Origin of the sequence: Vibrio sp. ZF 223, assembly GCF_003050585.1 — a bacterium.
Taxonomy (GTDB): Bacteria; Pseudomonadota; Gammaproteobacteria; order Enterobacterales; family Vibrionaceae; genus Vibrio; species Vibrio crassostreae.
Map to the genome: position 1 here is coordinate 167,937 of NZ_PIGB01000006.1, position 14,469 is coordinate 182,405.

Here is a 14,469-nt window from a genome sequence, read left to right on the forward strand (position 1 = left end):
AACGGAGATAACACATGTTTGAACCGATGATGGAAATGTCTGACGATGCAGTAATTAAAGTCGTTGGAGTTGGTGGCGGTGGCGGTAACGCTGTTGAGCACATGGTACGTGAATCAATCGAAGGTGTAGAATTCATCAGTGTTAACACTGATGCACAAGCACTTCGTAAAACGAGCGTGAGCAGCGTGATCCAAATTGGTGGTGATATCACTAAAGGTTTGGGCGCTGGTGCAAACCCACAAGTTGGCCGTGATGCAGCTCTCGAAGATCGAGAAAGAATTAAAGAAGTTCTAACTGGCGCCGATATGGTATTTATCGCAGCTGGTATGGGCGGTGGTACTGGTACAGGTGCTGCTCCAGTTATTGCTGAAGTTGCGAAAGAGTTGGGTGTGCTAACTGTTGCTGTTGTAACTAAGCCATTTAGCTTTGAAGGCAAAAAGCGTTTAGCGTTTGCTGAGCAAGGTATTGAAGAGCTTTCTAAGCATGTGGATTCTTTAATTACGATTCCAAATGAGAAGCTACTTAAAGTACTTGGCCGCGGCGTAACTCTGCTAGAAGCTTTCGCAAGTGCAAATGATGTACTTAAAAACGCTGTACAAGGTATCGCTGAGCTAATTACTCGCCCTGGTATGATTAACGTCGATTTCGCGGATGTTCGCACCGTAATGTCTGAGATGGGTCATGCAATGATGGGTAGCGGTATCGCAAAAGGTGAAGACCGTGCTGAAGAAGCTGCTGAAACGGCAATTTCTAGCCCACTACTAGAAGACATCGACCTAGCTGGTGCGCGTGGCGTTCTTGTGAACATCACTGCAGGCCTAGATATGCGTCTAGATGAGTTCGAAACAGTAGGTAATACAGTTAAGGCATTCGCATCTGATAACGCAACAGTTGTGATTGGTACTTCTCTAGACCCTGATATGACGGATGAAATCCGTGTAACTGTTGTTGCAACAGGTATCGGTACAGAGAAAAAACCAGACATTACATTAGTTGCTGGTGGTAAAGCTAAGGTTGCACCAACTCCTCAACCACAGGTAGCGGCTCAAACTGCACCAAAAGTGGAAGAGAAAGTGGCACAGCCATTGCAAGAAAAAACTGAGGTTAAACCTCAAGTTAAGCCGCAGCCAACAACGTCTCCTGTTTCTTCAGGTACAGGCGCTAGCCAAAGTGCAGCACCTAAGGCTGAGAAAGAGAGTGGATACTTAGATATTCCAGCATTCTTACGACGTCAGGCTGATTAACAAATACCCAAAATTTGACTATCGTCGAATTAATGGTAAAATTCGCGGTCGGTAAATACTGACCGTGATTTGTAGCACTGATAACGAGGCAAGCAGATGATCAGACAACGTACTCTGAAAGAAATTGTGAAAACAACTGGTGTGGGTCTCCACTCTGGTCGTAAAGTCACACTTACTCTTCGCCCGGCAGCTGCAAATACAGGCATTGTTTATCGTCGTACAGATGTAAATCCACCTGTAGATTTCCCAGCTGATCCAGCGTCAGTTCGTGACACTATGCTATGTACAGCTCTTGTTAATGACGAAGGCGTACGTATCTCTACAGTGGAACACCTTAACGCAGCTCTAGCGGGTATGGGCATCGACAACATTATTGTTGAAGTAGATGCTCCTGAGATCCCAATTATGGATGGTAGCGCAAGCCCATTCGTATACTTGCTACAGCAAGCGGGTGTAGAAACACTGAATGCAGCGAAGCGTTTTATTCGTATCAAAAAGCCTATCCGTTTTGAAGATGGCGATAAGTGGGCAGAGTTTGTTCCATTTAACGGCTTCCGTATGGACTTTGAGATCGACTTTAACCACCCAGCAATTGAATCTGATGAGCAACGTTTGTTGTTTGATTTCTCTTCACAAGGCTTTGTGAAAGAAATCTCTCGCGCTCGTACTTTCGGCTTCATGCGCGATATTGAGTATCTACAATCTCAAAACCTAGTACTTGGCGGTAGCTTCGATAACGCTATCGTTCTAGACGAATACCGAATTCTTAATGAAGAAGGTCTACGTTTTGACAATGAGTTCGTAACTCACAAAGTACTGGATGCGATTGGTGACCTTTACATGTGTGGACACGCTATTATTGGTGAGTTCCGTGCATACAAATCAGGTCACGGCCTAAACAACCAACTACTACGTGCAGTACTTGCTGACGCAGAAGCTTGGGAATGGGCAACATTCGAAGAAGAAGTAGGCTCTCCTGTTGCATTTGCTGAGCCAGGAATGGTTCTAGCGTAATTGTTGTTTACAACAATATAAGATTTCGAAAACCAGGTCATTGACCTGGTTTTTTTGTATCTATTTTCCAGATACAGTGTCGTCAACATCCGAAAGTTGACTACCAATGGGCTACAGTCTGGCTAATCCGTCAGCAATTAGAAAGAAAAGTTCCAAGCACATCAAACAAATGGGGTTATAAATGGTCGTTGGTGTGAAAATTACTTACACTAAAGGGCATTAATTTTAACTCAAGCCTTGAAAACTCTACTCTCAAGTACAATATCAAAGATACTAGATTTATCTCAGTATCCTTGGTTAGTAACTGAAGACTAGTTCATAGCTAGTAGAGACTGACGGCATTTAAAATAGATCGCGGACGATCTGAGAACGAAGAGATTCCAAGCACATGATTACTAAGCTGCTGACAAAGGTAATTGGCAGTCGCAATGACAGAACACTGCGCCGCCTTAGAAAAATTGTAAAAGAAATTAATAACTACGAACCAACGTTTGAAGCACTTTCAGACGAAGAGCTAAAAGCAAAAACGGTTGAGTTTCGTGAGCGCTTAGATAAAGGTGAATCGCTAGACCAGCTTCTACCGGAAGCATTTGCTACGGTACGTGAAGCGTCTAAGCGTGTTTACGGCATGCGTCACTTTGACGTGCAAATGATTGGCGGCATGGTTCTAAATGCTGGCCAAATTGCAGAAATGCGTACTGGTGAAGGTAAGACTCTTACAGCAACCTTACCAGCTTATCTTAACGCCCTACCTAGCAAAGGTGTTCACGTAGTAACGGTGAACGACTACCTAGCGAAGCGTGATGCGGAAACAAACCGCCCATTATTTGAATTCCTTGGTATGACGGTTGGCGTGAACGTGCCAAACATGGCTCCGCCAGAGAAAAAAGAAGCGTACCAAGCTGACATCCTATACGGAACAAACAACGAGTTTGGTTTCGATTACCTACGTGACAACATGGCTTTCCGTGCTGAAGATCGTGTTCAACGTGAACGCTTCTTCGCTGTTGTCGATGAAGTTGACTCAATCTTAATCGATGAAGCTCGTACTCCACTTATTATCTCTGGCCCAGCTGAAGATAGTTCAGATCTTTACACGCGTATTAACACGTTGATTCCTAACCTTGAGCGCCAAGATAAAGAAGATTCTGAAGAGTACCGTGGTGAAGGTCATTACACCATGGACGAGAAATCGAAGCAGGTTCACCTGACTGAAAACGGTCAAGAATTTGTAGAAGAGCTAATGGTGAAAAACGGTCTGATGGAAGAGGGTGACACGCTTTACTCTCCAACAAATATCAGCCTATTGCACCATGTTAATGCAGCGCTGCGTGCACACGTATTGTTTGAGAAAGACGTCGATTACATCGTTACTGAAGAAGGCGAAGTGGTTATCGTTGATGAACATACTGGTCGTACTATGCCAGGTCGTCGTTGGTCTGAAGGTTTACACCAAGCTGTTGAAGCTAAAGAAGGAGTGAAGATTCAGAATGAAAACCAGACGCTAGCATCGATTACATTCCAGAACTTCTTCCGTCTATACGAAAAACTGTCAGGTATGACAGGTACTGCCGATACTGAAGCTTTCGAATTCCAGTCTATCTACGGCCTAGAAACAGTGGTTATCCCAACCAACAAACCTATGGTGCGTAACGATATGCCAGATGTGGTTTATCGTACTGAAGAAGACAAGTTCAACGCGATCATTGAAGACATCAAAGACCGTGTCGCAGCTGGTCAGCCATCACTGGTTGGTACGGTTTCTATCGAGAAGTCTGAACTACTGTCTAATGCACTGAAAAAAGCAAAAATTAAGCACAGCGTTCTAAATGCTAAGTTCCACGAAATGGAAGCAGAGATCGTTGCACAAGCTGGTATGCCGAGTGCGGTAACTATCGCAACTAACATGGCCGGTCGTGGTACCGATATCGTGTTAGGTGGTAGCTGGCAGGCACAAGTTGAGAAGCTAGAGAATCCAACCAAAGAGCAGATCGAGAAGATCAAAGCTGATTGGAGAGTAATCCACGATAAAGTACTTGAGTCAGGTGGTCTGCACATCATAGGTACTGAACGTCATGAATCTCGCCGTATCGATAACCAGCTACGTGGTCGTTCTGGTCGTCAAGGTGATGCGGGTTCTTCTCGTTTCTACCTATCAATGGAAGATTCTCTGCTACGTATCTTTACATCGGATCGTATGGCTGGTCTTATCCAAAGTGGTATGGACGAAGGCGAAGCGATCGAATCTAAGATGCTTTCTCGCTCAATTGAAAAAGCACAACGTAAAGTTGAAGGTCGTAACTTCGATATCCGTAAGCAGCTTCTTGAGTACGATGATGTAGCCAATGACCAACGTAAAGTGGTTTATGAGCTTCGTGACGAACTGATGAGTTCTGACGACATCAGTGAGATGATCGAACACAACCGTGAAGATGTACTGGCATCAGTCATTGATGAATACATCGCACCTCAGTCTCTTGAAGACATGTGGGATATCGCGGGTCTACAAGATCGTCTGAAGAATGACTTTGATCTAGACTTTGATATTCAAGGTTGGTTAGACGAAGACGACAAGCTTTATGAAGAAGCTTTGCGTGAGCGTATTCTTGGCATGGCGGTTGATTCGTACAAACAGAAAGAAGAAGTGGTTGGTGCTCAAGTACTGCGTAACTTCGAGAAATCTGTGATGCTACAAACGCTAGACGGTCTTTGGAAAGAGCATTTGGCTGCGATGGATCACCTTCGTCAAGGTATCCACCTGCGTGGTTATGCTCAGAAGAACCCGAAACAAGAGTACAAGCGCGAGTCGTTTGAACTGTTTGAAGGCCTACTAGATGTACTAAAAACAGACGTTGTTACCATCCTTTCTAAAGTTCGCGTTCAGCAACAAGAAGAAGTTGAAAAGATGGAAGCTCAACGTCAAGCTCAAGCTGAAGAAGCGGCGCGTCGTGCACAGGCACAACATGCAACGGCTGAAAACCAGCTAGGTGACAATGAAGCTGAAGCGGCATCTCCACAAACGGTAGTACGTGATGAGCGTAAAGTGGGTCGTAACGAGCCATGTCCATGTGGAAGTGGCAAGAAGTACAAGCAGTGTCACGGTAAAATCGCGTAAGTTTAATGAATCGTTGTTGTAGCGCATGATAGCTGCGTTGGTGGTACTCACTTACAGTCGTAAGCTCTGTGCCACCTCCTTGCTCTCAAGCACTACAACTTAGCTTCATAAAACTGATAAATAGAATATAAAGAGTCGCTTAGGCGGCTCTTTTTGTATGTAAATTTCGTGGCTTACTTTGTTACGCAAGGAAGTCGTCATTCCCTATAGCGAGGAACGAGCGTAGTAGGGAATCTCGTTTAGTTAGGCTCACGTTGTTTTATATCCCCAACTCAGTCGTTCCTCCTTCTGGAGGATGACGTATTCAGGGACTATGTGAGTTAAGCGTTTTATTAAGGAACACCAACACATGAAAAGAATCCATATTGTAGCTGGCATTATCTTTAACCAAGATAAGTCACAGGTATTTATCACTAAACGTCCGGACGACAAACACAAGGGCGGTTTTTGGGAGTTCCCTGGTGGCAAGGTTGAAGTGGGCGAAACCATTGAACAAGCTATGACTCGTGAGCTTGATGAAGAGATTGGCATCAAGGTGACAGAACAGTCTCTGTTTGAGCACCTTGAGTTTGATTACACCGATAAGTCGCTTAAGTTCGACTTCATCCTTGTGACTGACTTTGAGGAACAACCTTATGGCAAAGAAGGTCAACAAGGTGAATGGGTAAGCCTAGAATCATTGAATCAATACGCCTTCCCAGAGGCAAATGTGCCAATTTTAGAGCGAGTGATAAAAGAGTTTTCGTAATTGCTAGCCTGAGTTTGAGATTGTTGTTAGTTTAAAGAGATTAATCGATTGAACGTTGCTGCAAGAGATAAGCGGCAACCGTAACCAAAACAATGGAGATATTCGCAGTGGTAAGAATTGCAATTGCAGGAGCAGCGGGCCGCATGGGCCGCAACTTGGTGAAAGCCGCTCATCATAATTCAGAAGCAAGTGTTGGAGCTGGTTCAGAGCGTCCAGAGTCATCTTTGGTCGGCGTAGATGTCGGTGAGTTATGCGGTGAAGGTCGTTTTGATGTTGCTCTAGTCGATGACCTGTCTAAAGCCATCGAAGAGTTTGACGTGATCGTCGATTTTACTGCCCCTGTTAGCACATTAGCGAATATTGAACTTTGTAAACGTCACGGTAAAAAACTGATTATCGGTACGACGGGTTTCTCTGAAGAAGAGAAGCAGGTGATTGATGCTGCTTCAAAAGAGATGGCTATCGTAATGGCACCTAACTACAGCGTTGGTGTGAACCTGGTCTTTAAGCTGCTAGAGAAGGCCGCTAAAGTGATGGGCGATTACTGTGATGTCGAGATCGTTGAGGCGCACCACCGCCATAAAGTCGATGCACCTTCTGGTACTGCGATTGGTATGGGCGAAGCGATTGCTGGTGCGATGGGCAACGAGCTGAACGATGTAGCTGTATGGTCACGCGAAGGTATTACTGGCGAGCGTACTAAAGATGAGATTGGTTTCGCGACGATTCGTGCCGGTGACATTATTGGTGAACACACCGCTATGTTTGCTGATATCGGTGAGCGAGTGGAAATTACCCATAAAGCCACTGATCGAATGACTTTCGCTAATGGCGCAATCAAGGCTGCAGTCTGGTTAAATGATAAACCAGCCGGCTTTTATACCATGACTGATGTCCTAGGTTTGAATGACCTGTAAATAGATATTTATGCGCTGGCAATTGCCGGCGCTTTCTTTATTTGATACATTTCCCTTCGTAATATCCCTTTTACAAACCTCCCTATAGTTTCTTCTTATCGTCGATTTTCTCTTATTTAACTGTCTTTTTTAATGCTTATAATGTGTTTTTTGTTTTAGGTCTTTAAATTACGATCTTTTCTCTTTGTATTTATCGATTGCGTTTTGTTGCTGATATTTTTATTACTCTATGGTTGGCTAAAATGAGGGGTGAAAATTAGAAAATCGTAATATTCGGCCGAAATGAGCATAAAAGTTGAACTTTTGAAGCTTTGATGGCGTAAATTGAATTAGTCCTTACAAATGTTTAATTTCTTTTGCGTTAAATGTTGACACGTATCACGCACATCACTAAAATACCGCCAATTTGTCTAATTTCCATAAACACGCAGTTTCTGGTGTTGCAGGAAGGTAGATTTGCAAATTAAATCAATTTTAATGCATTTTTATTTCTGGAGGTTGTCTTGAAGAAGTCAGCACTACTCGTCCTAGAAGATGGGACAGTATTTCACGGTGAAGCCATTGGCGCTGTAGGTTCTGCAGTTGGTGAAGTCGTTTTTAATACCTCGATGACGGGGTACCAAGAAATCCTCACTGATCCTTCCTATTCTCAACAAATCGTTACCCTTACTTACCCTCACATTGGCAATACCGGAACCAATTCCGAAGACGAAGAATCTTCTTCAATCCACGCTCAAGGCCTTGTGATTCGCGATCTCCCTCTAATCGCTTCTAACTTCCGTAATGAACAATCCCTTTCTGATTACCTTAAGTCGCAAAACGTTGTTGGTATCGCTGATATCGATACTCGTAAACTGACGCGTATTCTTCGTGAAAAAGGCGCTCAGAACGGTTGTATCGTAGCGGGTAACAATTTAGACGAAGCTTTGGCTCTAGCTAAAGCAAAAGAATTTCCTGGCCTGAAAGGTATGGACCTTGCGAAAGAAGTTACAACAAAAGAAGCGTATCAATGGAAACAAGGTTCGTGGACGCTTACGGGTGGACTTCCTGAAGCGAAAGCAGACTCTGAATTGCCATACCACGTTGTTGCTTATGACTTCGGTGCAAAACGAAACATCCTACGAATGCTTGTTGACCGCGGCTGCCGCCTAACGGTTGTTCCTGCTGAAACTTCTGCTGAAGAAGTACTAGCTCTGAACCCAGACGGTGTTTTCCTTTCAAATGGCCCTGGTGACCCAGAACCATGTACTTACGCAATTGAAGCGACAAAAGTGTTCCTAGAAAAAGGCTTACCAATCTTCGGTATCTGTCTAGGTCACCAGATTCTTGCTCTTGCGTCAGGCGCTAAGACAGTGAAGATGAAGTTTGGTCACCACGGTGCAAACCACCCGGTTAAAGATTTAGATCGTGATGTTGTGATGATTACTTCGCAAAACCACGGCTTTGCTGCTGACGAAGAAACCCTTCCAGAGACACTACGTGCAACGCACAAATCACTATTTGATGGTTCTCTACAAGGTATTCACCGTACAGACAAACCAGCATTCAGCTTCCAAGGTCACCCTGAAGCAAGCCCAGGTCCAGAAGACGCAGCGCCGTTATTCGACCACTTTATTGAACTAATCAAACAGCACACAGCGTAATTCGGAGTAGTAGACAATGCCAAAACGTACTGACATTAAAAGTATTCTTATTCTAGGTGCTGGCCCGATCGTTATCGGCCAAGCATGTGAGTTCGATTACTCTGGTGCTCAAGCTTGTAAAGCGCTTCGCGAAGAAGGTTACCGAGTTATTCTTGTAAACTCGAACCCAGCGACAATCATGACTGACCCAGATATGGCCGATGCAACTTACATCGAACCTATCCAATGGGAAGTTGTGCGTAACATCATCGCTAAAGAGAAGCCTGATGCAGTTCTACCTACTATGGGTGGCCAAACTGCATTGAACTGTGCTCTAGACCTAGAAAAGCACGGTGTTCTTGAAGAGTTCGGTGTTGAAATGATTGGGGCAACGGCTGACGCTATCGATAAAGCAGAAGACCGTTCACGCTTCGATAAAGCAATGAAAGCAATTGGCCTTGAGTGTCCAACTGCTGATACAGCGAAAACGATGGAAGAAGCTTACAAAGTTTTAGACATGGTTGGCTTCCCTTGTATCATTCGTCCATCGTTCACGATGGGTGGTACTGGTGGCGGTATCGCTTACAACAAAGAAGAATTTGAAGAAATCTGTCGTCGTGGTTTGGACTTATCTCCAACTAATGAACTTCTTATCGATGAATCACTTATCGGTTGGAAAGAGTACGAGATGGAAGTGGTTCGTGACAAAAACGACAACTGCATCATCGTATGTGCGATTGAAAACTTCGACCCAATGGGTATTCACACAGGTGACTCAATCACTGTGGCTCCAGCTCAAACGCTGACAGATAAAGAATACCAACTAATGCGTAACGCATCTCTAGCAGTATTGCGTGAGATTGGTGTTGAAACAGGTGGTTCAAACGTACAGTTTGGTATCAACCCGAAAGATGGCCGTATGGTTATCATCGAGATGAACCCACGTGTATCTCGCTCTTCAGCACTAGCTTCTAAAGCAACAGGTTTCCCAATCGCTAAGATTGCAGCGAAACTGGCTGTTGGCTTCACGCTAGACGAGCTAATGAATGACATCACTGGCGGCGCAACGCCAGCATCATTCGAACCAACAATCGACTACGTAGTAACTAAGATTCCTCGTTTTAACTTCGAGAAATTTGCAGGTGCTAACGACCGTCTAACGACACAAATGAAGTCTGTTGGTGAAGTTATGGCTATCGGCCGTAACCAACAAGAATCTCTACAAAAAGCACTTCGCGGCCTAGAAGTTGGCGCGACTGGTTTTGACGAAATGGTAGACCTAGATGCACCAGATGCTCTAACGACTATCCGTCACGAACTGAAAGAAGCTGGCGCAGAGCGTATTTGGTACATCGCTGACGCATTCCGTGCTGGTATGTCGGTAGATGGTGTATTCAACCTAACGCAAATCGACCGTTGGTTCCTAGTTCAAATCGAAGACATCGTTAAGCTAGAGCAAGAACTTAAAGCGAAAGGCTTTGCTGGTCTGAACAAAGACGAGCTAAACAAGCTTAAGCGTAAAGGTTTTGCTGATGCGCGCCTATCTAAGATTCTAGGTGTAGCGGAAAGCGAAATCCGTCGTCTGCGTGACCAATACGATATCCACCCAGTGTACAAGCGTGTAGATACATGTGCGGCTGAGTTCTCTTCTGATACAGCTTACATGTACTCTTCTTACGATGACGAGTGTGAAGCGAACCCAACAGACAAAGACAAGATCATGATTCTAGGCGGCGGTCCAAACCGTATCGGCCAAGGTATTGAATTTGACTACTGTTGTGTACATGCATCACTAGCACTACGTGAAGATGGCTACGAAACTATCATGGTTAACTGTAACCCTGAGACAGTTTCTACAGACTACGATACATCTGACCGTCTGTACTTCGAACCAGTAACTCTGGAAGACGTACTAGCAATCGCACGTGTAGAGAAGCCAAAAGGCGTTATCGTTCAGTACGGTGGTCAAACACCACTTAAACTGGCTCGTGCTCTTGAAGCGGCTGGCGTGCCAATCATCGGTACTAGCCCAGACGCAATCGACCGTGCAGAAGACCGTGAACGTTTCCAAGTTGCTGTAGACCGTCTAGGCCTACTTCAGCCAGAAAACGCGACAGTAACAACAATGGAGCAAGCGGTTGAGAAATCTCGCGAAATCGGCTTCCCGCTTGTTGTACGTCCTTCTTACGTACTTGGTGGTCGTGCGATGGAAATCGTATACGACGAGCAAGATTTACGTCGCTACTTCAACGAAGCAGTTAGCGTATCAAACGAATCTCCAGTACTACTTGATAGCTTCCTAGACGACGCTGTTGAAGTCGACGTAGATGCGATTTGTGACGGTGAGCGCGTTGTTATCGGCGGTATCATGGAGCATATCGAGCAAGCGGGTGTTCACTCAGGTGACTCAGCATGTTCTCTTCCTGCATACACGCTAAGCCAAGAAATCCAAGACGTAATGCGCGAGCAAGTTGAAAAGCTAGCGTTCGAGTTGGGTGTTCGTGGTCTGATGAACACACAGTTTGCTGTTAAGAACAATGAAGTGTACCTAATCGAGGTTAACCCTCGTGCAGCACGTACGGTTCCATTCGTATCTAAAGCAACTGGCGCACCAATCGCTAAGATTGCCGCTCGTGTAATGGCAGGTCAATCTCTAGAGTCTCAAGGCTTTACGAAAGAAATCATCCCACCTTACTATTCAGTGAAAGAAGTTGTACTTCCATTCAACAAGTTCCCTGGTGTTGACCCACTGTTAGGCCCAGAAATGCGCTCTACTGGTGAAGTTATGGGTGTTGGCGCGACATTCGCAGAAGCATACTCTAAAGCAGAATTGGGTTGTGGTCACATCTACCCTGAAGGCGGTCGTGCATTGCTTTCTGTTCGCGAAGGCGACAAAGAGCGTGTTGTTGACCTAGCATCTAAGCTATCTAAGCTTGGTTACCAGCTAGACGCAACTCACGGTACTGCGGTTATCCTTGGTGAAGCGGGTATCAACCCACGTTTAGTAAACAAGGTACACGAAGGTCGTCCTCACATTCTTGACCGTATCAAGAATAACGAGTACACGTATATCGTGAACACTGCAGCTGGCCGTCAAGCGATTGAAGACTCTAAAGTTCTTCGTCGTGGAGCACTTGCTGAGAAAGTGAACTACACGACTACGCTAAACGCTGCATTCGCGACTTGTATGGCGCACACTGCAGACGCGAAAACTTCAGTAACTTCAGTTCAAGAGCTACACGCTCAGGTTAAAGCTTCTCAAGCTTAATAGCCTAAAGTGTATCGCTGTTAAGCGGATATGAATGCTCAAAGCCCACTCTTCGGAGTGGGCTTTTTTATGTCTGTTAGATAGCATGAGTTAAATGATGAAAATCAGGAATAGGTTACAATCTTGTGTTTCGTTATTGCTCGTCTGCCGTGAGTGGTAACTTGTCGCTACACAGGACTTTAAGGCGTTGGGTATATGGAAATCACTCTAGAAATATTGGCTATCTTGTTTGTTGTCGCAACGGCAGCAGGCTTTATTGATGCAATGGCTGGCGGCGGTGGGTTATTGACTCTACCAGCATTGCTAGCGGCTGGAGTTCCACCAACGCAGGCACTGGCAACCAATAAACTCCAAAGCTCCTTCGGCAGCTTCTCTGCGAGTTGGTATTTCGTGCGCAATGGTATCGTCAGTATTAAAGAGATGCGCCTCTCTATCTTTTGTACCTTTATTGGTTCTGCAATTGGTGCCGAGCTAGTCCAACACATTGATGCGAGCTTACTGACCAGTGTTATCCCGTTGCTGCTCATCGCTATCTCTCTCTATTTCCTGTTAGCCCCCCAAACTAGAGCGTCTGAAGGAAAACAGAAGATCTCTGAGGCGATGTTTGCCCTGTGTGTTGGTGGCGGTGTGGGTTTCTATGATGGCTTTTTTGGCCCAGGAACAGGTTCTATCTTCACCGTCTGCTTTGTTGCGATTGGTCACTTCTCGTTAGTCGATGCAACGGCGCGTACTAAGGTACTTAACTTTACCTCGAATATCGCGGCCTTAATTTTCTTTATTTTGGCTGGTTTGCCAATTTGGGAGTTGGGTTTAGTAATGGCAGTCGGCGGTTTTATGGGCGCTCAGCTTGGCGCTAAAGTGGTGGTGACAAAAGGGCAGAAATGGATTCGCCCTCTTGTGATCGCGATGTCGATGCTAATGGCGTCTAAACTGCTTTGGGAACAGCATCAACAATGGATTCTATCAGTGTTTTAACACGTGGAGACTGATAACTATTTGGTCTGACACAGATATGAATTGGTCGAATTAAGCCTGCTAATTCGTGGAAGCTATACAGATATTTAGGCTCAATATTGAGTGTTTTTACGATTGAGAGTGGGATTAAGGCCGGTCCAGTCCCACCCAATGCAAGTTGTGCTGCTGCGGTGTAGGCATCCATCTCCATCAAGGGTTTAATACCAAACTTTTCTAACACTGAGAGCTGATAAGAGTTGGCAGGGTTGGTCATATCGTTGGTAATCACCAATGGAGGAAGCTCCGTTAACGGCGACTTACTCACTATGTAAAACGGCTCATCAAATAGATGAAAGGTCATCAACCCATGATGCGGTGGCAACAAGCCAGCACACAACCCCAAGGTCGCCTTGCCAGATTGCACTCGCTCTATGATTCTTGGCGTGTGGTTGGTGGTTATGGTGATGTACTTATCTTGCTGGATAAATTGGCCCATCATCTCACCTAAATAACCGGCTATCAGAGACTTAGAGCTGTCTAGGGTGATGAGAGTGGTATCTTCCAACTCTTGCTGTTCATAAATAAGCCCGCGAAGTTCATTGAATGTAGGGCCAATACTCTCGATTAATGCAAGCGCATCTGGCGTGAGTTTTATCTGTCGGCCACTCGGCTCAATGAGCTTTTTACCTAGCTTCTTTTCTAAATTCGCAATCCGTTTACTGACCGCTGATTGGCTGATATAAAGCAAACTGCCTGTGCGGCTCATGGTCTTTGCTTTACTCAATACCAGTAGAGTTTCGATTCCTTCGAGTAGCATTGGGGTATATTCATGAAAGTTGGGAATGATTGAATCAAGTTACCTGAAACGACATTCATTCTCTAGTCTTGAGCTCATAGATATCAAACAAGCTAGGAGTTTTGAAGCTAGTCCGTCAGTTAATTAGTCAGTTACTTAGGTTCTCTTAACTAGGCACGCGATGCGTTGGCCGAAATAGAAAGCAGTCTGAAGATCGTTGCTGTTGATGTGATTACTGGTGCTATCTGCCATCTCATCTTCACTGGCGACCAAACCAATGCTTGATCCTGTGCGATTCAAACCTAAGTTATCAATGTGCTTTGAGATATCAAGCCCTGCCCAAATCATGCCATGCTGACAAGCCAGAGTGAAAAAGCTCAACAAGGTTTGTTGTTGCTCACCGTTAAGGCTGCCGCCAGTGGTAAAGCCTGCTGCGAGTTTATTTCGCCACGCTTTCTTACAGTAGCTATCACTGCTTGCATCCATAAAACTCTTAAACTGCGCGGCTGGTGAACCCATGTAAGTCGGGGATCCAAAGATAATGGCGTCACAGTTATCTAATGACTTGAGCTTATCGTCATTGTCATACCTTCCTTCGACCACTTCAGAAGATAGCACTTCGACAAGGAGTACTGAGTTAGGTTGTTGAGTGTTAATACCTTCAGCGATTGTCTCTGCAACTTGCTTAGTTGCTCCATTCTTAGAGAAGAAAACAATGCCCACTTTACCAATACCCATCTTGAACTCCCGTTTGCCAATGTTAGTAAATAAAATCTTTTATAAAGCTATTT

The 14,469-nt window shown here is 45.0% G+C and carries 10 protein-coding genes; 8 read left to right on the forward strand and 2 right to left on the reverse strand.

What is annotated here, in order from left to right; all coding sequences use genetic code 11:
- The first annotated feature begins 14 nt into the window (after positions 1-14).
- From ftsZ to CWO13_RS13745, 8 genes are all read left to right on the forward strand, one after another.
- Positions 15-1,244, forward strand: a complete 1,230-nt coding sequence (gene ftsZ, locus CWO13_RS13710) for a cell division protein FtsZ (RefSeq protein WP_017059291.1) — start codon at positions 15-17, stop codon at positions 1,242-1,244.
- 96 nt (positions 1,245-1,340) lie between these two features.
- Entirely contained in the window at positions 1,341-2,258 is a 918-nt protein-coding gene (gene lpxC / locus CWO13_RS13715) for a UDP-3-O-acyl-N-acetylglucosamine deacetylase (protein ID WP_010434751.1), read from the forward strand.
- A gap of 388 nt (positions 2,259-2,646) precedes the next feature.
- Positions 2,647-5,373, forward strand: a complete 2,727-nt coding sequence (secA, locus tag CWO13_RS13720) for a preprotein translocase subunit SecA (RefSeq protein ID WP_048658034.1) — start codon at positions 2,647-2,649, stop codon at positions 5,371-5,373.
- Between the two features lie 349 nt (positions 5,374-5,722).
- Positions 5,723-6,121, forward strand: coding sequence for an 8-oxo-dGTP diphosphatase MutT (gene mutT, locus CWO13_RS13725; RefSeq protein ID WP_017098312.1), 399 nt, complete (start codon positions 5,723-5,725; stop codon positions 6,119-6,121).
- A 92-nt stretch (positions 6,122-6,213) separates the two neighbouring features.
- A complete protein-coding gene (gene dapB / locus CWO13_RS13730) occupies positions 6,214-7,038 on the forward strand; it encodes a 4-hydroxy-tetrahydrodipicolinate reductase (RefSeq protein WP_020628676.1) in 825 nt (274 codons plus the stop codon).
- A gap of 503 nt (positions 7,039-7,541) precedes the next feature.
- Positions 7,542-8,681: a glutamine-hydrolyzing carbamoyl-phosphate synthase small subunit gene (gene carA / locus CWO13_RS13735; protein ID WP_048609692.1), complete on the forward strand. Its 1,140-nt coding sequence runs from the start codon at positions 7,542-7,544 to the stop codon at positions 8,679-8,681.
- A gap of 16 nt (positions 8,682-8,697) precedes the next feature.
- The gene (carB, locus tag CWO13_RS13740; RefSeq protein ID WP_019823635.1) at positions 8,698-11,928 is read left to right on the forward strand and encodes a carbamoyl-phosphate synthase large subunit; all 3,231 of its coding nucleotides are present in this window, start codon (positions 8,698-8,700) and stop codon (positions 11,926-11,928) included.
- A gap of 195 nt (positions 11,929-12,123) precedes the next feature.
- Positions 12,124-12,903, forward strand: a complete 780-nt coding sequence (locus CWO13_RS13745; protein WP_108083084.1) for a TSUP family transporter — start codon at positions 12,124-12,126, stop codon at positions 12,901-12,903.
- On the opposite strand, the gene CWO13_RS13750 is transcribed toward CWO13_RS13745, so the two are convergent.
- A complete protein-coding gene (locus tag CWO13_RS13750) occupies positions 12,854-13,699 on the reverse strand; it encodes a LysR family transcriptional regulator (RefSeq protein ID WP_048658036.1) in 846 nt (281 codons plus the stop codon). The genes CWO13_RS13745 and CWO13_RS13750 overlap by 50 nt on opposite strands.
- 135 nt (positions 13,700-13,834) lie before the next feature.
- Complete coding sequence (locus tag CWO13_RS13755) at positions 13,835-14,416, reverse strand: flavodoxin family protein (protein ID WP_107898919.1); 582 nt, start codon at positions 14,414-14,416, stop codon at positions 13,835-13,837.
- Between the last annotated feature and the right edge of the window lie 53 nt (positions 14,417-14,469).